Source organism: Brevundimonas nasdae, from assembly GCF_016654005.1.
GTDB classification, from domain to species: Bacteria; Pseudomonadota; Alphaproteobacteria; order Caulobacterales; family Caulobacteraceae; genus Brevundimonas; species Brevundimonas nasdae.
The window spans coordinates 279,893-299,385 of record NZ_JAEPWN010000001.1 but is presented as its reverse complement, the minus strand read 5'-3'; the positions used below and the strand labels follow the sequence as shown (position 1 = coordinate 299,385).

At 67.4% G+C, this 19,493-nt stretch carries 19 protein-coding genes and 1 other RNA gene; 13 read left to right on the top strand and 7 right to left on the bottom strand.

Annotated elements, in window-relative coordinates:
* Positions 1-44: 44 nt before the first annotated feature.
* Together JKF87_RS01480 and JKF87_RS01475 are read left to right on the top strand one after the other, a co-directional pair.
* The gene (locus JKF87_RS01480) at positions 45-617 is read left to right on the top strand and encodes a tyrosine-protein phosphatase (RefSeq protein ID WP_236261019.1); all 573 of its coding nucleotides are present in this window, start codon (positions 45-47) and stop codon (positions 615-617) included.
* Positions 618-681: 64 nt separating this feature from the next.
* Positions 682-1,773 carry a glycosyltransferase family 4 protein gene (locus tag JKF87_RS01475; protein WP_307417192.1) on the top strand — a complete coding sequence of 364 codons (1,092 nt, stop codon included), beginning with the start codon at positions 682-684 and terminating at the stop codon, positions 1,771-1,773.
* Between the two features lie 7 nt (positions 1,774-1,780).
* Here JKF87_RS01475 and JKF87_RS01470 read toward each other — a convergent pair whose 3' ends face one another.
* The 5 genes from JKF87_RS01470 to JKF87_RS01450 form a co-directional block, all read right to left on the bottom strand.
* Positions 1,781-2,602, bottom strand: coding sequence for a TIGR00282 family metallophosphoesterase (locus JKF87_RS01470; RefSeq protein ID WP_201096659.1), 822 nt, complete (start codon positions 2,600-2,602; stop codon positions 1,781-1,783).
* Between the two features lie 10 nt (positions 2,603-2,612).
* Positions 2,613-3,224, bottom strand: coding sequence for a 5-formyltetrahydrofolate cyclo-ligase (locus JKF87_RS01465; RefSeq protein ID WP_307417190.1), 612 nt, complete (start codon positions 3,222-3,224; stop codon positions 2,613-2,615).
* A gap of 127 nt (positions 3,225-3,351) precedes the next feature.
* Positions 3,352-3,512: non-coding RNA, 6S RNA (ssrS, locus tag JKF87_RS01460), on the bottom strand.
* Positions 3,513-3,601: 89 nt separating this feature from the next.
* Positions 3,602-3,922 (bottom strand): cell division protein ZapA, encoded by a 321-nt coding sequence (locus tag JKF87_RS01455; RefSeq protein WP_201096655.1) that lies wholly within the window; start codon positions 3,920-3,922, stop codon positions 3,602-3,604.
* The gene (locus JKF87_RS01450) at positions 3,922-4,176 is read right to left on the bottom strand and encodes a hypothetical protein (protein ID WP_201096653.1); all 255 of its coding nucleotides are present in this window, start codon (positions 4,174-4,176) and stop codon (positions 3,922-3,924) included. Before JKF87_RS01450 ends, JKF87_RS01455 begins: the two co-directional genes overlap by 1 nt.
* A 96-nt stretch (positions 4,177-4,272) precedes the next feature.
* On the opposite strand from JKF87_RS01450, the gene tkt reads away from it, so the two are divergent.
* The 5 genes from tkt (at position 4,273) to JKF87_RS18195 (ending at position 10,927) form a co-directional block, all read left to right on the top strand.
* Complete coding sequence (gene tkt / locus JKF87_RS01445) at positions 4,273-6,264, top strand: transketolase (RefSeq protein ID WP_201096652.1); 1,992 nt, start codon at positions 4,273-4,275, stop codon at positions 6,262-6,264.
* A gap of 172 nt (positions 6,265-6,436) precedes the next feature.
* Entirely contained in the window at positions 6,437-7,282 is an 846-nt protein-coding gene (locus tag JKF87_RS01440) for an alpha/beta hydrolase (RefSeq protein WP_236261018.1), read from the top strand.
* 34 nt (positions 7,283-7,316) lie between these two features.
* Positions 7,317-8,510: a formate-dependent phosphoribosylglycinamide formyltransferase gene (gene purT / locus JKF87_RS01435; RefSeq protein ID WP_201096651.1), complete on the top strand. Its 1,194-nt coding sequence runs from the start codon at positions 7,317-7,319 to the stop codon at positions 8,508-8,510.
* A gap of 91 nt (positions 8,511-8,601) precedes the next feature.
* Positions 8,602-10,689: a carbon starvation CstA family protein gene (locus JKF87_RS01430; protein WP_201096650.1), complete on the top strand. Its 2,088-nt coding sequence runs from the start codon at positions 8,602-8,604 to the stop codon at positions 10,687-10,689.
* Complete coding sequence (locus JKF87_RS18195; RefSeq protein ID WP_370874269.1) at positions 10,682-10,927, top strand: YbdD/YjiX family protein; 246 nt, start codon at positions 10,682-10,684, stop codon at positions 10,925-10,927. Before JKF87_RS01430 ends, JKF87_RS18195 begins: the two co-directional genes overlap by 8 nt.
* 1 nt (position 10,928) lies before the next feature.
* Here the strand turns inward: JKF87_RS18195 and JKF87_RS01420 are convergent, their stop codons facing one another.
* Entirely contained in the window at positions 10,929-12,221 is a 1,293-nt protein-coding gene (locus tag JKF87_RS01420; protein WP_201096645.1) for a S41 family peptidase, read from the bottom strand.
* 111 nt (positions 12,222-12,332) lie between these two features.
* On the opposite strand from JKF87_RS01420, the gene JKF87_RS01415 reads away from it, so the two are divergent.
* From JKF87_RS01415 to JKF87_RS01400, 4 genes are all read left to right on the top strand, one after another.
* The gene (locus tag JKF87_RS01415; protein WP_201096643.1) at positions 12,333-13,031 is read left to right on the top strand and encodes an HAD family hydrolase; all 699 of its coding nucleotides are present in this window, start codon (positions 12,333-12,335) and stop codon (positions 13,029-13,031) included.
* A 125-nt stretch (positions 13,032-13,156) separates the two neighbouring features.
* Complete coding sequence (locus tag JKF87_RS01410; protein WP_236261016.1) at positions 13,157-13,471, top strand: ribonuclease E inhibitor RraB; 315 nt, start codon at positions 13,157-13,159, stop codon at positions 13,469-13,471.
* 25 nt (positions 13,472-13,496) lie between these two features.
* Entirely contained in the window at positions 13,497-16,796 is a 3,300-nt protein-coding gene (carB, locus tag JKF87_RS01405; protein WP_201096642.1) for a carbamoyl-phosphate synthase large subunit, read from the top strand.
* 64 nt (positions 16,797-16,860) lie between these two features.
* A complete protein-coding gene (locus tag JKF87_RS01400; RefSeq protein ID WP_201096640.1) occupies positions 16,861-17,151 on the top strand; it encodes a DUF1294 domain-containing protein in 291 nt (96 codons plus the stop codon).
* On the opposite strand, the gene JKF87_RS01395 is transcribed toward JKF87_RS01400, so the two are convergent.
* A complete protein-coding gene (locus tag JKF87_RS01395) occupies positions 17,135-18,418 on the bottom strand; it encodes a dicarboxylate/amino acid:cation symporter (RefSeq protein WP_201096639.1) in 1,284 nt (427 codons plus the stop codon). The genes JKF87_RS01400 and JKF87_RS01395 overlap by 17 nt on opposite strands.
* 129 nt (positions 18,419-18,547) lie before the next feature.
* On the opposite strand from JKF87_RS01395, the gene JKF87_RS01390 reads away from it, so the two are divergent.
* Together JKF87_RS01390 and JKF87_RS01385 are read left to right on the top strand one after the other, a co-directional pair.
* Positions 18,548-18,760, top strand: a complete 213-nt coding sequence (locus JKF87_RS01390) for a cysteine protease (RefSeq protein WP_201096638.1) — start codon at positions 18,548-18,550, stop codon at positions 18,758-18,760.
* Positions 18,761-18,819: 59 nt separating this feature from the next.
* Complete coding sequence (locus tag JKF87_RS01385) at positions 18,820-19,485, top strand: glutathione S-transferase family protein (protein ID WP_201096637.1); 666 nt, start codon at positions 18,820-18,822, stop codon at positions 19,483-19,485.
* Positions 19,486-19,493 lie beyond the last annotated feature (8 nt).

Here is a 19,493-nt window from a genome sequence, read left to right as displayed (position 1 = left end):
GCAATACGCCCCTATGGCCGTGATCTCGCTGGAGCCTGATCTGCATGAGCCGCCGCCGTTCGCCCCTTCGCATCGCCCTGATGGGACTGAGCGCCGTCGTTGGCTGTCTGATCATCTATATCGTCGGGGTGAACCTGACCGGAAATGTCCATACGGTCATTCCGGGCGAGATCTATCGCGCGGGCCAGCCGCGCCCGGGCCTGCTGGATCGGATGGAGCAGCAGCACGGCATCCGCACGGTTCTGAACCTGCGCGGCCCCAATCCGGGCACGCCCTGGTATGACAATGAGGTCGCCGACAGCACGCGACTGGGCATCCGGCACATCAACTTCCGCATGTCGGCCAAGGAAGAGCTGACGCCCGAGGAAGTCCGCACCCTGATCGGCATCATGCGCGATGCGCCCAAGCCCCTGCTGATCCATTGCGCGGGCGGGTCGGACCGCACGGGCCTGGCCTCGGCCTTCTATGTCGCGGCCGTGTCGAAGGGCGGGGAGAACAGGGCCGAGGCGCAGTTGTCGCTGCGTTACGGCCATATCGCCCTGCCCAGCCTGGACGCCTATGCGATGAACCGCACCTTCGAGCGGATGGAGCCGGAGCTGGGGTTCCCCAACAGCTAGGCGGAAGGCTTTTCGCGGGCGGCGGCGTCTAGGGATCAACGCCAACGTCGTTCAGGACGCCCCCGTGAAGATCGCCATCGTCCTTCCGCCCGGAAGCCGTTTTTCGCAATCGCGCCCCAACTCGATGGAGACGGTGGTGCGGACCCTGGCCGGGGTCAGCCGCTATCGGTCGTCGATCCGCATCTTCTGCCCGGAGGGCGCCGACGACCACGGCGACTTTGACGTTCAGACCGTGCCGGAAGGGCGCAACATCCGCATCGAGGCCCTGACCCGGCACATCCGCGCCTATGACCCCGACCTGATCGAGGTGCATCAGAAGGTGGTGGACGCCACGCGTCTGGCCCGCCGTTTCCCCCGGGCGACCAACCTGCTGTACCGCCACCATGCGCTGAAGACGCCCAGAACCCTGCTGGACCGCTGGCGCTATCAGGCGCGTTATGGAGTTCAGGACGGGCTGATCTTCGTCAGCAAGTCCGAGCGCGACCGCTTCGTCGCCCAGCACCCCGGCCTGGCGGACAAGAGCTTTGGCATCCCCAACCCCATTCAGGCCGACCCGTGGCTGGCGGCACCCGAAGATCGCGATCAGATCATCGCCTTCGCTGGCCGCGCCATGCCGGAAAAGGGTCTGGACGTGCTGTGCGCCGCCCTGCCCGCCGTTCTGGAGCGCCATCCGAACTGGCGCGCGATGCTGATGCTGAACGACTGGGACGATCATCAGGCCTGGGCCGCGCCGCACGTCGCGCCCTTGGGGCGGTTCGGCGACCGGGTGGCCATTCTGCGCTCGGCCTCTCTGGGCGAGGTGCGCGAGATCATGAAGACCGTCGCCATCGCCGTGACCCCGTCCGTCTGGGCCGAGCCCCTGGGCCTGACCGCGCTGGAGGCCCATGCGGCGGGCGCGGCCCTGATATCCTCCGGGCGCGGGGGCCTGCGCGAAGCCAGCGGCCCGCACGCCCTCTATGTGGACGAGGTGACGCCCGCCAGCCTGACCGATGCGATGGAGACGCTGGTCCTCGACCCCGAACGCCGCACCGCCATGGCGCGGGCCGGACAGCGCTATGTGCTGAGCAACCACCTGCCCGAGCGCCGGTCGCGCGATCTGGACGCGCTGCGGCTGAGACTGCTGGCGATGCGCAAGCCGGTGCTGGTTCCGGCCTGACCGGGCGTCAGACGACCGGGATCGCCTGTGACAGACGCCCGCCGACGCGGATCGGCTCGACCCGCGTGGCCAGGCCGGTCTTGTCGTCCGTCTCGACAAAGACGCCGCAGATGGTCGCCGCCCCCGAAGCCGGGGTGTAGCGCCCGCCCGAGATGCGGGTGGTGAAGCGACGCAGCGGCTCGTCCTTTTCGTTCCCGATGACGCTGTCATAGTCGCAGCAGCCGCCCGCGTCGGTCTGATAGGCCGTGCCGCCGGGCAAGATCTGGCAGTCGGCGGTCGGGACATGGGTGTGGGTGCCCACGACCAGAGACGCGCGCCCATCGCAGAAATGGCCCATGGCCATCTTCTCCGAGGTCGCCTCGGCATGGATATCGACGATGACGGCGTCGGCGACGGCGCCCAGGGGGGCGGCGGCCAGCTCGCGCTCGACCGCGCCGAACGGATCATCCATCGGGTCCATATGCACCCGGCCCAGCACGTTCATGACCAGAACCGTGCGGCCTGAATGGGTCTCGAACAGATTGGCGCCCGCGCCCGGCGCATCCATCAGGCGCGGATAGTTGGCGGGGCGGATCAGGCGCGGCTCGCGCACGATATAGGTCAGGGCCTCGCGCTGGTCCCACGAATGGTTGCCCAGCGTCAGGCAGTCTGCGCCCGCCATGAACAGCTCGCGCGCCGTGTTCTCGGTGATGCCGAACCCGCCTGCGGCGTTCTCGGCGTTGATGACCACGAAGTCGAGCTTCAGGTCACGCTTAAGGCCCGGAAGATAGTCGCTGACGCCATCACGGCCGGACTTGCCGATGACGTCGCCGAAAAACGCCAGTCTCATACAAAATCTCTCATGGGAAAGCCGTATAGCCGGTCTCGGTCAGAACGCCATGCAGTCGAATGTCGTGTTTTTCCAGCGCCAGCCGCTCGACCGCCTGTCCGGCATAGGCGAAACCGACCCGGATCGCGTCAGGCCGCGCCGCGAAGGTGCGGTCATAATAGCCCCCGCCCTGTCCCAGCCGCCCGCCGAAAGGGTCGAAGGCCAACAGCGGCGTCAGGATCAGATCGGGATCGACCGTCTCGGCCAGAGGCAGGGGCGCGGGACATCCGGCGGCGTCCAGCTCCAGCGGCTCGCCCGGCGACCAGGCGCGAAAGATCATCGGCGCATCCCGCTGCAGAACCACCGGCAGGCACAGATGACGCCCTGCGGCCTCCAGCGCGACGGCCAGGGCGTCGGTGTCCAGTTCTGATCCCATCGCGCGGTACAGGGCCACGAACGCGCCGTCCGGCAGCCGGTCCGCATGATCGGCGGCGCGCCCGGCGGCGGAAGGATCAACCTGCGCCAACCGCTTGCGCAGCGCCCGCATGGCCGACCGTTGCTCGTGTTTGTCCAGGCTCATGCCTTGCGTCTTACACCGCCGACGCCGTCCCGACGAGCAGCCGCGCAAGTTCCAAGCCGTCACACTCAAGCAGCGAACGATCGCATCACGAACGTCATCGCACTGAAAAGAACGCGCGTATGGCGCGCTCGCGCTCAAGCAGCGAGCGACCGTGTCACGAGCGTTAGCGCACTAAAAAAGAAGAAAGGGTGGCGGCGCCGCGCGAACCGTGAGGAACGTTTAAATCCTCTCGACCTGGGTAGCCAGGTGGGCTCCATATGCCCAGGCCCTCGAGCCCGGACAGGGACAGATCCCGTAGAGTGAATTAAGGTCAGAAGGATATGTTGTCTTCGACGTGAGCCGCAGCATGACCCGCCGTCGCGATAGATAGTCCTTCGCGACGGATTTCGCCAGCACCGTCATGACAAATCACGCTTGCGCCCGAGCGGGATCGGCGGGGCTCAGATTCCCTGGACGATCTTCTCGATCCGCGCGGCGACGGCGTTCAGGGCCTCGGCCACGCCATCGGTCGAGGGCGCGGGTTGGGCAGGCGGAACAAGGCCCGGCTTGCCGCTGTTCAGCCGCGCCTCATGCAGTTCGTCGGCCAGGATCAGGGCCGACATCAGAAACAGCCGCAGATCGCCGACATGACCCACGTCCTGGGCCACCTGGCGCACCTGGTTGTCGAACTGTTTGGCCAGGATGCGGACCCGCTCCTCCTGCCCGTCGGCGCAGCCCACGGCATAGGGGCGGCCGTTCACGTCCACCGTCACGGTCGCCATCAGCGGGTCTCCCCTTCGGATTCAGCCAGCACGTCGCGCACGGCGTCAGCGGCGCGCGCCAGGGCGTCGGACGCCTCGCGGCCCGCCGCTTCCAGCTCCGCCACCCGCGCGCCATCGGCCCGTGGCGCGAAAAGGTCGTCGTCGCTGACGGGCGAGGTCGAGGCGGTGCGAGCCTTCAACTCCAGGATTTTGCGTTCAAGGCCGGCCAGGGCCCGGTCGATGCGGGCCCGTGCGGCCGTTGTGGCGTCTGCCATCGGTCGCTCCTTACAAATTGCGTATAGAACCCGAGGACGCGTCGGGGTAAAGCGGCGCGCCCCTTATTTTCCGCATCACGACGAAAGGTCTCCACAGTGACCGACGCCAAAGCCGCATCCAAGGCCACTCCTGAGCAGATGGCGAACGCCATCCGCGTCCTCGCCATGGACGGCGTGGAGAAGGCCAAGTCCGGTCACCCCGGCATGCCGATGGGCATGGCCGATGTGGCGACGGTGCTGTTTTCGAAATTCCTGAAGTTTGACGCCTCGCGCCCCGACTGGGCCGACCGCGACCGCTTCATTCTGTCGGCGGGCCACGGCTCGATGCTGATCTACGCCCTGCTGCACCTGACCGGCTACAAGGCCGCAACGAAGCAGGAGCTTGAGAACTTCCGTCAGTGGGGATCGAAGACCGCTGGCCACCCGGAGTTCGGCCACATGCCGGGCGTCGAGGTCACCACCGGCCCGCTGGGTCAGGGTCTGGCCACCTCGATCGGTTTCGCGCTGGCTGAACGTCACCTGGCCGCCAAATACGGCGACGATCTGGTCGACCACCGCACCTGGGTCCTCGCCGGCGACGGCTGCCTGATGGAAGGCGTGTCGCAGGAGGCCATCACCCTGGCCGGCCGCTATCAGCTGAACAAGCTGACCGTCCTGTGGGACGACAACGAAATCACCATCGACGGCAAGGTCGGCCTGTCCGACGCCACCGACCAGAAGGCCCGCTTCAAGGCCGCTGGTTGGGCGGTCAAGGCCATCGACGGCCATGACCTGGACGCGATCAAGGCCGCGCTGAAGTGGGCCACCCGCCAGGACAAGCCGACCCTGATCGCCTGCAAGACCAAGATCGGCCGCGGCGCCGCCACCATGGAAGGCAGCCACAAGACCCACGGCGCGGCCCTGGGCGCGACCGAGATCGAAGCCACGCGCAAGGCGCTGGGCTGGACCGCCGCGCCGTTCGAAATCCCCGCCGAGATCGCCGACGCCTGGCACAAGGTCGGCCGTCGCGGCGCCAAGGACCGCAAGAAGTGGGAGGCCCGCCTCGCCGCCTCGGACAAGGCCGCCGACTTCACCCGCGCCATCAAGGGCGACCTGCCGGAAGGCGCCTTCGACGCGCTGAACGCCAAGATCGCGGAACTGATCGAGACCAAGCCCGCACAGGCCACGCGCCAGTCGTCAGGCGCGGCCCTGGATCAGGTTTTCGCCGCCATCCCCGAACTGATCGGCGGCTCGGCCGACCTGACCGGCTCGAACAACACCTTCGTCGCGGGCACGCCGATCCTGGACGCGCCGAAATATGAAGGCCGCTACGTCAATTGGGGCATCCGCGAGTTCGGCATGGCCGCCGCCCTGAACGGTCTGGCGCTGCACGGGGGCGTCATTCCCTACGGCGGCACCTTCATGGTCTTCTCGGACTACAGCCGTCCGGCCATCCGCCTGGGCGCCCTGATGGGCGTGCGCGCCATCCACGTCCTGACCCATGACTCCATCGGTCTGGGCGAAGACGGCCCGACGCACCAACCGGTCGAGCATCTGGCGGCCCTGCGCGCCATTCCGAACCTGCTGGTCTTCCGCCCCGCCGACACGGTCGAGGCGATGGAGGCCTGGAAGATCGCGCTGGAGACCAGGACCGCCCCGTCGGCCCTGGCCCTGTCGCGCCAGAAAACGCCCGCCGTCCGCACGGTCGCCTCGTCGGAAAACCTGACGGCCAAGGGCGCCTATGAGATCAAGGCCGCCAATGGCGAGGCCAAGGTCACCCTGTTCGGCACCGGCACGGAACTGGCCCTGGCGCTGGACGCTGCTGCGGTTCTGGAAGCCGAAGGCACGCCGACCCGCGTCGTCTCAGTCCCCTGCTTCGAACTGTTCGAACAGCAGGACGCCGCCTATCAGGCCGCCGTCATCGGTCGCGGCACCGTGCGCGTCGCCATCGAAGCGGCGATCAAGCAGGGCTGGGAACGCTTCATCGGCGAAGACGGCGCCTTCATCGGCATGTCCAGCTTCGGCGCCTCGGCCCCGGCGGAAGTCCTGTACGAGAAGTTCGGCATCACCTCCGACGCCGTGGTCGCAGCGGTCAAGGCGCGACTGTAAGAAACCTGCCCTTCTCCCGGTGGGAGAAGGTGGTCCGAAGGGCCGGATGAGGGGCGAATGGCGGACCAGTCCGCATCGGCCGCCCCTCACCCTTTCGCGCCAAAACGACGGCTTGGCCGTCGTGCGCTCAAGCCCTCTCCCGCTGGGAGAGGGAAGGCTTGTGGAGATGTCGATGATTTCGGTTCGCGGTCTGCTGCTGACCATCGTCATGGCCGCAGCCATCGCCCCAGCCCCCCATGCCCAAGCCCTCGACATGGGCATCCGCGCCACGCCTATCGTAATCGGATCATCATGGGCCGTGCCGTCGAATGTCTATGGCGGCGCGCGCGAGATCAATGTCTGGCTGCCCCCCGGCTATGCCGACAGCAGCAAGACCTACCCCGTCCTCTATGTCCTGGACGGCGGTCAGGATCAGGACTTCCACCATATCTCGGGCATCGCCCAGCTGGGCACGATCGTCGGCACGACCCGCGACGTGATCGTCGTGGGCGTCGCCTCGGTCGACCGCCGCAATGAACTGACCCTGCCCACCGAAGACGCCGAACTGATCGCCCGCTATCCGACGCAGGGCCAGTCGGACCATTTCCGCCGCTTCCTGTCCGAAGAGGTCCAGCCCTTCATCAACGCCCGCTACCGCACCAGCGGCGAAACGGCCCTGATGGGCGAGTCTCTGGCAGGCCTGTTCGTGGTCGAGACCTTCCTGAAAGAGCCGCAGATGTTCGACGCCTATGTCGCCGTCAGCCCCAGCCTCTGGTGGGACGGCGGCCGGTTGGCGCGACAGGCGGGCGCCCACCTGCGTGACCATTCGGGCGACCCGCGCACCCTGATCCTGACGCTGGGCGACGAGGGCGAGATGATGCAGGCGCCGATGGATGTTCTGACCGCCAATCTGCGCCAGTACGCCCTGCCGAATGAGCACTGGAGCTTCACGCCTCGCCCGGCCGAGAGCCACGCCACCATCTATCATGGGGCGGCGCTGGACGCCTTCCGCCAGCTCTATGCGGCGGACCCGCAATGAGCCGCACTTTCAAACCGACCCGGAGCCTGACGCCATGAAACTCGGCACCCCGCTTTCCGACACCGCCGTGCGCGTGATGCTGCTCGGCTCGGGCGAACTGGGCAAGGAGGTCGCCATTGAGCTGCAGCGGCTGGGCGCCGAGGTGATCGCCGTGGACCGCTATCCCAACGCCCCGGCCATGCAGGTGGCCCACCGCAGCCACGTCATCCCCATGACCGACCCGCAGGTGCTGAACGGCGTCATCATGGCCGAGGCCCCGCACATCATCGTGCCGGAGCTCGAAGCCATCGCCACCGAGGTCCTGGCCGACATCGAAGCCGCCGGCATGGCCGTGGTCATCCCCACCGCCCGCGCGGTGCAGCTGACCATGAACCGCGAGGGCGTCCGCAAGCTGGCCGCCGAGACCCTGGCCCTGCCCACCAGCCCCTACGCCTTTGCAGGCTCGGCTGAGGAACTGGCGGCGGGCGCCGAGGCCGTCGGCTATCCCAACTTCGTCAAGCCGGTCATGTCGTCGTCGGGCAAGGGACAGTCCTTCGTCGAAAACCCCGACGAAATCGCCGACGCCTGGACCTATGCCCAGGAAGGCGGCCGCGTCGCTGGCGCCCGCGTCATCGTTGAGGGCCGGATCGATTTCGACTTCGAGATCACCCTGCTGACCGTGCGTTCGCTGCGCGACGGCGCGATCGTCACCGACTTCTGCGCCCCCATCGGCCATCGCCAGGTCAAGGGCGACTATGTCGAAAGTTGGCAGCCGCAGGCGATGACGCCCGCCGCCCTGACCTCGGCCCAGGACATCGCGGGCAAGGTGACGGAGGCGCTGGGCGGTCTTGGCGTCTTTGGGGTGGAGTTGTTCGTCAAGGGCGATCAGGTCTGGTTCTCAGAGGTTTCGCCCCGCCCGCACGACACCGGTCTGGTCACCCTGGCCAGCCAGACCCAGAGCGAGTTCGCCCTGCACGCCCGCGCCATCCTGGGCCTGCCGGTCGATGTGACCCTGCGCGAACCCGCCGCCAGCGCCGTCATCTATGGCGGGATCGAAGCCCAGAGCGTGGCCTTTGAAGGTGTCGCCGAAGCCTTGTCCGTGCCCACCGCCGACCTGCGCCTTTTCGGCAAGCCCGAGGCGTTCGAGCGCCGCCGCATGGGCGTCGCCACCGCGCGCGGCGCCGGCACCGACGAAGCCCGCGAACGCGCCCGCGAAGCCGCCAGCCGCGTGAAGGTGGTCAGGGTCTGAGGTTTTTCGACTTTAGTCGATTGGCGCGACGCCCGCTTATGGTTCACACAGTCGCTCAGGGCCGCCAGCCAGACGGCCGGGAGGAACTGACGTGGGCAAGTTGAAGACACCCCTCATCTTCGGGGCCATCGCCATATTGGGTGCGGTGTCCCTGGGCGTCATCGCCCTGCACAAGGGCGAGAGCATCAGTGCGGTCTGGATGGTGGTCGCCGCCGTCTGCACCTACGCCATCGCCTATCGGTTCTACGCCCGATATCTGGCCAACAAGGTCATGCAGTTGAACCCGGCGCGGATGACGCCCGCCGTTCGGCGCAACGACGGCCTCGACTATGTGCCGACGCCCAGAAACGTCCTGTTCGGCCACCATTTCGCGGCGATCGCCGGGGCTGGGCCTTTGGTCGGGCCGGTGCTGGCCGCCCAGATGGGCTATCTGCCCGGCGTGCTGTGGATCCTGGTTGGCGCGGTGCTGGCGGGGGCGGTTCAGGACATGATGGTCCTGTTCATGTCCACCCGCCGCGACGGCAAGTCGCTGGGCGACATGATCCGCACCGAGATGGGAAACATCCCCGGCATCATCGCCCAGGTCGGCGTCCTGATGATCATGGTCATCATTCTGGCGGTGCTGGCGCTGGTGGTGGTCAAGGCCCTGGCCGAGAGCCCGTGGGGCACGTTCACCGTCGCCGCCACCATTCCCATCGCCATCTTCATGGGCCTGTACACCCGCTTCCTGCGGCCCGGCCGCGTGGGTGAAGTGTCGGTCATCGGCGTGGTCCTGCTGATGCTGGCCATCGTGGCGGGCGGCCATGTCGCGGCTGATCCCTACTGGGGTCCGGCCTTCACCCTGACCGGCCCGACCCTGGCCATACTGATGATGGTCTATGGCTTCATCGCCTCGGTCATTCCGGTCTGGCTGCTGCTGGCGCCGCGCGACTACCTGTCCACCTTCCTGAAGATCGGCGCCATCGTCGCCCTGGCCATCGGCATCCTGATCGTCCGGCCGCATCTGCAGATGCCCGCCATCACCCCCTTCATCGACGGCACAGGCCCGGTCTTCGCGGGCGCCCTGTTCCCCTTCCTGTTCATCACCATCGCCTGTGGCGCCGTGTCCGGCTTCCACGCCCTGATCTCGTCCGGCACCACGCCCAAGCTGCTGGAGAACGAGAACCAGATCCCGCTGATCGGCTATGGCGCCATGCTGTGCGAAAGCTTCGTCGCCGTCATGGCCCTGATCGCCGCCACGGTTCTGGACCCGGCGGTCTATTTCGCCATGAACAGCCCGGCCTCGATCATCGGCACGGACGCCGCATCCGCCGCCGCCGCCGTGGCCCAGTGGGGCTTCCACATCACGCCGGGAGAGCTTGAGCAGCTGGCCCGCGACGTGGGCGAGCATTCGATCCTGTCACGCGCGGGCGGCGCTCCGACGCTGGCGGTCGGCATGGCCCACATCCTGTCCAACGTCATCGGCGGCAAGGCGATGATGGGCTTCTGGTATCATTTCGCCATCCTGTTCGAGGCCCTGTTCATCCTGACGACCGTGGACGCCGGAACCCGCGTCTGCCGCTTCATGATCCAGGACCTGCTGGGCGTCGCCGTGCCCAAGATGCGCGAGACCAAATCCTGGGGCGCCAATGTGGTCGCCACGGCCCTGACGGTCGGTCTGTGGGGCTATTTCCTCTACACCGGCGTCATCGACCCGCTGGGCGGCATCAACAGCCTGTGGCCCCTGTTCGGCATCGCCAACCAGATGCTGGCCGCCGTGGCCCTGATCCTGGGCACGGTCGTCCTGTTCAAGATGAAGCGCGAGAAGTTCGCCTGGGTCATGATCCTGCCCGCGACCTGGCTGCTGGTCTGCACACTGACGGCGGGCTTCCAGAAGCTGTTCCACCCGGACGTCCGCATCGGCTTCCTGTCGCACGCCAGAAAATACCAGGAGGCGCTGGGCGCCGGCGAACTGATCGCCCCGGCCAAGAGCGCAGGCGACATGCACCGCATCATCGTCAACGACTACGTCAACTCGACCCTGACGGCGGGCTTCTTGTTCGTGGTCGTCACGATGGTGGTGTATGGCGTGCTGGCCTGCCGCAAGGCCTGGCGCAACAACCGCCCCACAGCGCGTGAGTATCCCGAGCCCCACGACCTGACCCCGGCGGATGAAGCCGCGGACATCGCCCGTGCCTGATCCCGCACAAATCCCCGCGCAGGAAGACCTGCTGTGCCTGTGCCGCGACACGGCCCTGCGCTGGGGTCGCGGCATCCGCCAGACCGCCAGCGCCATGATCGGCCAGCCCGACTATGACGCCTATGTCGCCCATGCGGCGGCGAACCACCCGGACCAGCCCCCGCTGGACAAGGTCGCCTTCTTCCGCCTGCACGAGCAGCGCCGCTTCGGCGGCTCCGGCTCGTTCAAATGCTGCTGATCTAGAGGCCCGAGGACTGGCTTTCGGCGTGCACCCGATCCGCTGACTGAAGCGCCGCAATCGCCGCCTCCAGCGTCGGGTCTTCGCCCGCCCGCCGTTCCGCCACCGTGCGGGGCGCCAGGATGTCCGGCGTGACCCCGCGCTTCTCCAGCCGCACGCCGCCCGCGGTCACATAGTCCGAACGGCTCAGCGTCAGCCGCCCGCCGTCCGGCAGATTGGTGTCCTGGGCGATCAGGACCGAGCCGATTGTCTGTTCCCCCACCACGATCCCCCGGCCCGCTTCCTGCAGTGCGGCGGGCGTCAGTTCGGCAGCGCTGCGGCTGCCCTTGTCCACCAGCACGGCGACGGGGTTGGCGACCGGGGCCTCATGATCGCCGCAGTCGCCCGCCGCCTTCAACGCCACCGCCCGGCCGCGCCGTCCCGTCCGCGTCGCCCAGACCTGACCGCGCGGCAGGAAACAGGTCAGGACAGATTCCGCCTCCCACAGCCGTCCGCCCGGATTGGCGCGCAGGTCCAGCACCACATTCACATCGGCAGGCAGGCCATCCAGCTCATGCCCGATCCAGCGGCCCAGCCCCGGATCGAACTGTTCGATCCTCAGCACCAGAACGCCGGGCCGCGAATAGTCGGCGACGAAGGGCTGCGGTCCGTCCATCAGGCGCGGCGTCAGGGTCGTCTCGCGACGCGCGCCCGTCTCGTCGGTCAGGACAAGCTGCACGGGGCGGCCGTCGAAGACCTCGACATCCGGCCCCCATGGCCGCCCATCGACGGTGTTCAGGGTCCAGCCGACCTCGACCCCCGCCGTCTCCGCCGGTGATCCCGCCCGCACCCGCTCCACCGTCCAGACATTGCGGTCTTCGCCCGCCATCAGGGTCAGCCCCATGACCGCCCGACGCTCGAACATGGCCTCCTGGCGACGCACGGCGGCGGGCGGACTGGCCGCGGCGTGGCCGTCGTCCAGCAGGTCCAGCATGTCGTTGACGACCCTGTACAGGGTCCGGTCGTCGGTCGCCGCCACCGCCAGCGGCCGGAACCGCGCCCTGGCCGCATCCCAATCGACCCCGTGCAGACCGGGGTCGTAATAGCCGCGCTGAACCTCGCTCCAGACCCGGTCGAACACCCGCTCGTTCATGCGGGTGCGCGCACGGTCAGGCGGGGGCTGGACGATGTCGGAGAAGCGCAGGGGCCGTGCCTCGTCCCCCGTTATCTGCGGCGACGCCGACACACCGCCCGCCGCCAGCAGCAAGGCCAGCGACAGGAGGCACGAAACCTTCAGGAAGCGGCGACCGTCCATGCCGCGATCCTTGTCCGAACCCCGAACGGGCCGCAAGTCACGATGCCCGGCGCGCCTTGCCTTCGCCGCAAGGCCGCGCCAAGAGCGGCGCCGAAATCACGGACCACGATCATGCCCATCACGACGGTCGGCCTCGATGCTGACGACACCCTCTGGCACAATGAGACGATCTTTCGCCTGACCCACGCGCGGTTCGTCGACCTGCTGGCCGACCACGGCGATGAGGCGGCCATCGAGGCGCGCCTGGCCGAGACGGAACAGCGCAATCTTCGCCTCTATGGCTACGGGGTGAAGGGCTTCACCCTGTCGATGATCGAGACGGCGATGGAGTTGACCAACGGCGCCGCCCCGCCCCATGTCGTGCGCGAGATCCTGGCCGCCGGTCGTGAAATGCTGGCCCACCCGGTCGAGACCCTGCCCGGCGTGGACGAGGTTATCGCCGAACTGTCCGAGAAATACCGTCTGGTCCTGATCACCAAGGGCGACCTGATGGATCAGGAGCGCAAGCTGGCGGCCTCCGGCCTGGGCGAACGGTTCAGCGCGGTCGAGATCGTCTCCGAGAAAGACCGCGCCACCTATCAGCGCGCCTTCACCCGCCACGGCACCGGCGCCGCCGAGGCGGTCATGGCCGGAAACTCGATGAAGTCCGACGTCCTGCCCGCCATCGCGGCAGGCGCCTTCGCCGTCCACATCCCCTACCACGTCACCTGGGCCCACGAACTGGCCGACGCCCCCGAGAACGAGCCCCGCTACGTCTCCCTGTCCCGCATCGGCGAACTGCCGGACTGGATCAAGGCGATCGACGGATAAAGGCTTGCCGACTACCCCCTCCCTCTCTAAACGGACCGCTTAACCGACAACCCGACGCGAACGTCGCACGGCCATGCTGTGCGGGGGCTTCTCGCGCGCGTAATCAACGAAGGAAGACGCCGCCCTTGTTCGCCCCGGACATCAGTCATGACGAACGCGACGCCATGGTGCGCGCGGCGCTGGCCGAACAGGGCGACAGCGGCGTGACCCCGCGTCACACGCGTTTCTACTTCTATGGCGAAGGCGATCACGGCGACCTGAACGAGGTCGCGCGGCGCGCGGGCTTCCTGACCAGCGGCGCCGACGATTCCACCACACTCGAGACCACCATGGCGGTGGACGAAGCGTCGTTTTCGGCGACCTCCGCCATGATGCAGACCTGGGCCGCGGCCTTCCAGCTGGACTATGACGGCTGGGACTGCGCGGTCGTGACCCATTAGCGTTCAATAAGAAGAAGAGCTGGCGATGCCCAAGCGCACAGACATCAAGTCCATCCTCATCATCGGCGCAGGCCCGATCGTCATCGGCCAGGCGTGCGAGTTCGACTATTCCGGCGTTCAGGCATGCAAGGCGCTGAAGGCCGAGGGCTACCGGGTCATCCTGGTCAACTCGAACCCCGCCACCATCATGACCGACCCGGAGGTGGCCGACGCCACCTATATCGAGCCGATCACCCCCGAGATGGTCGAGAAGATCATCATCAAGGAAAAGCCCGACGCCCTGCTGCCGACCATGGGCGGCCAAACGGCGCTGAACACGGCCCTGGCCCTGCATGAATCGGGCGCCCTGACCCGCCACGGCGTCGAGATGATCGGCGCCAAGGCCGAGGTCATCGACAAGGCTGAGGACCGTCAGAAGTTCCGCGACGCCATGGACAAGCTGGGTCTGGAAAGCCCCCGCTCCAAGGCCGCCCATTCGATGGAAGAGGCGCTGGAGGGTCTGGAGTTCGTCGGCCTGCCCGCCGTGATCCGCCCCAGCTTCACCCTGGCCGGAACCGGCGGCGGCATCGCCTTCAACCGCGAGGAGTTCGACGAGATCGTCGCGCGCGGTCTGGACCTGTCACCGACCACCGAAGTCCTGATCGAAGAGTCAGTGCTGGGCTGGAAGGAATACGAGATGGAGGTCGTCCGCGACACGGCGGACAACTGCATTATCATCTGCTCGATCGAGAACGTCGATCCGATGGGCGTCCACACGGGCGACAGCATCACCGTGGCCCCGGCCCTGACGCTGACGGATAAAGAATACCAGCGGATGCGCACGGGCTCGATCAACGTCCTGCGCGAGATCGGGGTCGAGACGGGCGGGTCGAACGTGCAGTGGGCGATCAACCCCGCCGACGGCCGCATGGTCGTGATCGAGATGAACCCGCGCGTGTCGCGTTCGTCCGCCCTGGCGTCCAAGGCCACCGGCTTCCCCATCGCCAAGGTCGCGGCGCGCCTGGCGGTCGGCTATACGCTGGACGAACTGCAGAACGACATCACCCAGGTCACGCCCGCCTCGTTCGAGCCGAGCATCGACTATGTCGTCACCAAGATCCCGCGCTTCGCCTTCGAGAAATATCCGGGCTCCGAGCCCCTGCTGGGCACCTCGATGAAGTCGGTAGGCGAGGTCATGGCCATCGGCCGCACCTTCCAGGAATCGATGCAGAAGGCCCTGCGCGGCCTGGAGACCGGCCTGTCGGGCTTTGACGAGATCGAGATCGAAGGCGTCGCCGGCGCCGCCGACGATGCGACCGCACGCGCCGCCGTCGTGCGCGCCCTGGGCATCCCCACGCCCGACCGCATTCGCGTCATCGCCCAGGCCTTCCGCCACGGCCTGACGGTCGAGGAGGTCAACGCCGCCTGCGCCTATGAGCCGTGGTTCCTGCGCCAGATCGCCGACATCGTGCGCGAGGAAGGCCACGTCCGCGTCAAGGGCCTGCCGTCCGACCCGACCGAGTTCCGCCGTCTGAAGGCCAAGGGCTTCTCAGACGCCCGTCTGGCGCAACTGACCGGCACGACCGAGAAGGCCGTGCGTCTGGCCCGTCGCGGCCTGAACGTGCGCCCGGTGTTCAAGCGCATCGACACCTGCGCCGCCGAGTTCGCCTCGGCCACCGCCTATATGTATTCGACCTATGAGACGGGCGCGCTGGGCCAGATCCCCGAGTGCGAAGCCGAGCCGTCGGACAAGAAGAAGGCCATCATCCTGGGCGGCGGTCCGAACCGGATCGGTCAGGGGATCGAATTCGACTACTGCTGCTGCCACGCGGCCTTCGCCTTCGATCAGATCGGCGTCGAGTCGATCATGGTCAACTGCAATCCCGAGACGGTCTCGACCGACTACGACACCTCCGACCGCCTGTATTTCGAGCCGCTGACGGCCGAGGACGTGCTGGAGCTGATCGAAGTCGAACGCTCCAAGGGCGAACTGATCGGCTGCGTCGTGCAGTTCGGCGGCCAGACCCCGCTGAAGCTGGCCCACGCGCTTCAGGACGACAACATCCCCGTGCTGGGCACCAGCGTCGACTCCATCGACCTGGCCGAGGACCGCGAGCGCTTCCAGCAGATGCTGGAGGGCATCGGCCTGCGCCAGCCGCCGAACGGCCTGGCCCGCAGCGCCGAAGAAGCCGCGCAGAAGGCGGAAGAGGTCGGCTATCCGGTCGTCCTGCGCCCCTCCTACGTCCTGGGCGGACGCGGCATGATGATCGTCCACGACCGCGAACAGCTGGACCGCTACGTCCATGAGGCCATGCGAGTCTCGGGCGATGATCCCGTCCTGATCGACCATTACCTGAACCGCGCCACCGAGGTGGACGTGGACGCCCTGTGCGACGACGAGACGGTCTTCGTGGCGGGCGTGCTGGAGCATATCGAGGAAGCCGGGGTTCACTCGGGCGACAGCGCCTGCTCCATGCCGCCCTACTCCCTGTCCGCCGAGACGGTGGCGGAGCTGAAGCGTCAGACGACCGAAATGGCCAAGGCCCTGAAGGTGCGCGGCCTGATGAACGTGCAGTTCGCGATTGAAGAGCCGCACAGCGAGAACCCGCGCATCTTCGTGCTGGAGGTGAACCCGCGCGCGTCCCGCACCGCGCCCTTCGTGGCCAAGACCATCGGCCAGCCTATCGCCGCCATCGCCGCCAAGGTCATGGCGGGCGTGCCGCTGAAGTCCTTTGGCCTGACGGACAAGCCGTACGACCATATCGCGGTCAAGGAAGCCGTCTTCCCGTTCGCGCGTTTCGCCGGGGTCGACACCATCCTGGGCCCGGAAATGCGTTCGACCGGCGAGGTCATGGGTCTGGACTGGAAACGTGAGGGCGAGGCCGACATGGCCCCCGCCTTCGCCCGCGCCTTCGCCAAGTCCCAGATCGGCGGCGGCGTCACCCTGCCGACCTCGGGCTGCGCCTTCATCTCGGTCAAGGACGAGGACAAGCCCTTCATCGTCGATGCGGCCAAGACGCTGCTGGCCGAAGGCTTCAGTCTGATCGCCACCGGCGGCACCCACGCCTATCTGGTCGAACAGGGGCTGGAGGTGAAACTGGTCAAGAAGGTGCTGGAAGGCCGCCCGCACATCGTGGACGCCATGAAGAACGGCGAGGTCCAGCTGGTCTTCAACACCACCTCGGGCAAGCAGTCGCTGCAGGACAGCTTCAGCCTGCGCCGCACCGCCCTGATGATGAAGATGCCCTATTACACCACCACCGCAGGCGCGCTGGCGGCGGCCCAGGCCATCGGCGCCATCAAGGCCGGTGATCTGGATGTGAAGGCGATCCAAGCCTACGGTTGATGTTTACACAATCTCTGGCTTTCGGCAGGACACGGCCAAACTGTTCGTCGAAAGCCAGAGATAGATGTCCGTCACCGACATAGACCGCGCCCTGGCGGTGATTTTCCTGGCTGAGGCCCTGGGTTTCGCCGCCTTCGCCTGGGACAAGCACATGGCCCGACAGGGCCTTCAGCGCGTGCCGGAAAGCCGTCTGCTGTTTCTCGTGCTGATCGGGGGCATCGGCGCCTGGATGGGCCAGCACCTGATGCGTCACAAGACGCGCAAGGAGCCATTCCGCACCTGGATGGGCATTGTCCTGACGCTGCATGTCGGCCTGCTGCTGACCGCCGCCCTGGTCGTCATTCTTCGGCTATAGTCTCGCGCCCCTGCACGATCCGCGTCACGGCCAGGTCGGCGGTGACATTGCCGACAGTGCGGAAGATGTCGGGGATGACCTCGACCGCCAGCAGCAGCGGCAGCATCTCCAGCGGCAGGCCCATGGCCAGGGCGATCGGGCCAACGCTGGCGAAGAAGCTGACCTGACCCGGCAGACCCACCGAGGCGATGGATACGGCCAGGGCCGTCAGACCGCCCGCGACCAGCACCCCAAGGCTCAGTTCGATGCCGTGAAGCTGGGCCACGTACAGACAGACACCCAGATTGGCGACCGGACTGGTGATGCGAAACACCGCCACCGCCAGCGGCAGGACCAGCCCGCCCGTCGCCTGGGGCACGCCCAGCCAGTCGCGGGCCCGCTCGATCATCACCGGCAGGCTGGCCAGCGACGACTGGGTAGAGACGGCGACCACTTGGGCCGGGGCCACCGCGCGGGCGAACCGGCCCAGCGACACCCGCCCCCAGACCACCGCCACCACATAGGTCAGCAGGATCAGGCCCAACTGGCTCAGGCACAGAATGGCGACATAATGGGCCAGCGTCCCCGCCACGCCCAGACCCGCGCGCAGACCGACGCCCAACGCCAGGGCGAACACCCCGAAGGGCGCGGCCAGCAGCACCCAGTGGACGATCACCACCATCGTCTCGGCCACCGCCTCGAAGAAGCCCGCCAGCGGACGACGCAGGTCCGTCCTGATCCGCGTCGCCGCAAACCCGAAGGCCACGGCGAAGACCACCACCGCCAGCACCCCGTCATCGGCCGCCGCCTTGATCAGGTTGGACGGCGCCAGACTGTTCAGGAACGCCCGCAGACCGTCCGTATGCGCCGCCGCCCCCACCGTCGCCGCCGTATCCGCCGACACCCCCGCCAGCAGGTCGCGCCCGGCCTCAGGGTCTATCGGCCAGATCGCCAGCAGGCCCAGCCCCGCCAGGATCGCATAGACCGTCGCCCCGACCAGCAGCACGGCGAACACCATCAGCGCCCGCCCCGCGATCCGACCGGTCGCCGCCGCATCCGCGATGGAGACGATGCCGGTGACCAACAGGCTGAACACCAGCGGCATCACCGTGATCCGCAGCGCATTCAGCCAGACCTGACCCAGGCTTTCGATCACCCCCAGCGTCCCGGTCAGCCAGGGCAGGTCCGTGGACTGCGCGAACGCCCCCACGCCGACGCCCGCCGCCAGCGCCACGATGACGAAGAAGCTGAGCGATGTGACGAATGCGGTGAAGCGTGAGCGTGCCATCCCCTAGGGCTAGCACTGGTTTTCACGGTGCGCGCGCGAAACCTTTTCACCGCGCCCCCTGCACCCCACATCAATGCCGATCCGAACGCGAAGCCTCTCCGCGCGTTATCCCTGCCGAAGGAGATTTCCATGGCTCGTCTGCACAAGCTTGTTCCCATTCTCGGCGGTCTTCTGCTGTCCAAGGGTGGACGCCGTCTCGCCGGTCGCCACGCCGGCAAGCTGGCCCTGGCCACCTTGGCCTATGAGGTCTGGCGCAATCACCGCGAGGGCTCCAAGGCGCCGGTTCGCCCTGTGGGCCGTCCCACGGCCCGCACCCGCTGGAGCGGCCGCGCGGCACGATGAAGGCTCGACTCCGGCGGCGGGCGTGCGGATAGTCGCGTCTTGCCGTCGGAGCGCTTTCAATGATCAAGGTCCACCACCTGAACGACAGCCGCTCGCAGCGGGTGTTGTGGCTGCTGGAAGAACTGGGCCTGCCCTATGAGGTGGTGCGCTATCAGCGCAATCCGGCCACCCGGCTGGCGCCGCCGGAGCTGATCGCCATTCATCCGCTGGGCAAGTCGCCAGTGATCGAGTACGGCGACATCAAGGTGGCCGAGACCGGGGCCATCTTCGAATATCTGTTGGACACCTATGGCGAAGGCCGCCTGCGCCCGGCCCCGCGCACCGAGAACGCCCGCCGCTTCACCTACTGGCTGCATTATGCCGAGGGTTCGGCCATGCCGCCCCTGTTGCTCTCACTGGTCTTCAGCGTCCTGCCCAAGCGTGTGCCCGGCCTGATCCGCCCCCTTATCAAGGCCGTCTCCGACAAGACCATCGCCACCTTGGTCGCCCCGCAACTGCGCGCCGCCGTCGGCTTCTGGGAGGCGGAGCTGACCCGCTCGGAGTGGTTTGCAGGCGATCAGTTCACCGCCGCCGACATCATCATGAGCTTTCCTGTCGAGGCGGGCGCCACGCGCGCCTTCGACGTGGCGGATCAACCCCGGCTGAAGGCGTTTCTGCAGCGCATCCATGCGCGCCCCGCCTATCAGCGTGCGCTGGAGCGCGGCGGCCCCTACGCCTATGCCTGACCTGGGTG

Excerpts from the sequence above, each read along its gene's own strand:
- JKF87_RS01400 (WP_201096640.1), top strand. The coding sequence starts at position 16,861 with ATGTCCGTCACCGACATAGACCGCGCCCTGGCGGTGATTTTCCTGGCT.
- JKF87_RS01450 (WP_201096653.1), bottom strand. The coding sequence starts at position 4,176 with ATGGCAGACGCCACAACGGCCGCACGGGCCCGCATCGACCGGGCCCTG.
- JKF87_RS01455 (WP_201096655.1), bottom strand. The coding sequence starts at position 3,922 with ATGGCGACCGTGACGGTGGACGTGAACGGCCGCCCCTATGCCGTGGGC.
- JKF87_RS01395 (WP_201096639.1), bottom strand. The coding sequence starts at position 18,418 with ATGGCACGCTCACGCTTCACCGCATTCGTCACATCGCTCAGCTTCTTC.
- carB (WP_201096642.1), top strand. The coding sequence starts at position 13,497 with ATGCCCAAGCGCACAGACATCAAGTCCATCCTCATCATCGGCGCAGGC.
- purT (WP_201096651.1), top strand. The coding sequence starts at position 7,317 with ATGAAACTCGGCACCCCGCTTTCCGACACCGCCGTGCGCGTGATGCTG.
- JKF87_RS01420 (WP_201096645.1), bottom strand. The coding sequence starts at position 12,221 with ATGGACGGTCGCCGCTTCCTGAAGGTTTCGTGCCTCCTGTCGCTGGCC.
- JKF87_RS01415 (WP_201096643.1), top strand. The coding sequence starts at position 12,333 with ATGCCCATCACGACGGTCGGCCTCGATGCTGACGACACCCTCTGGCAC.
- JKF87_RS01470 (WP_201096659.1), bottom strand. The coding sequence starts at position 2,602 with ATGAGACTGGCGTTTTTCGGCGACGTCATCGGCAAGTCCGGCCGTGAT.
- JKF87_RS01390 (WP_201096638.1), top strand. The coding sequence starts at position 18,548 with ATGGCTCGTCTGCACAAGCTTGTTCCCATTCTCGGCGGTCTTCTGCTG.
- JKF87_RS01385 (WP_201096637.1), top strand. The coding sequence starts at position 18,820 with ATGATCAAGGTCCACCACCTGAACGACAGCCGCTCGCAGCGGGTGTTG.
- JKF87_RS01480 (WP_236261019.1), top strand. The coding sequence starts at position 45 with ATGAGCCGCCGCCGTTCGCCCCTTCGCATCGCCCTGATGGGACTGAGC.
- JKF87_RS01440 (WP_236261018.1), top strand. The coding sequence starts at position 6,437 with ATGATTTCGGTTCGCGGTCTGCTGCTGACCATCGTCATGGCCGCAGCC.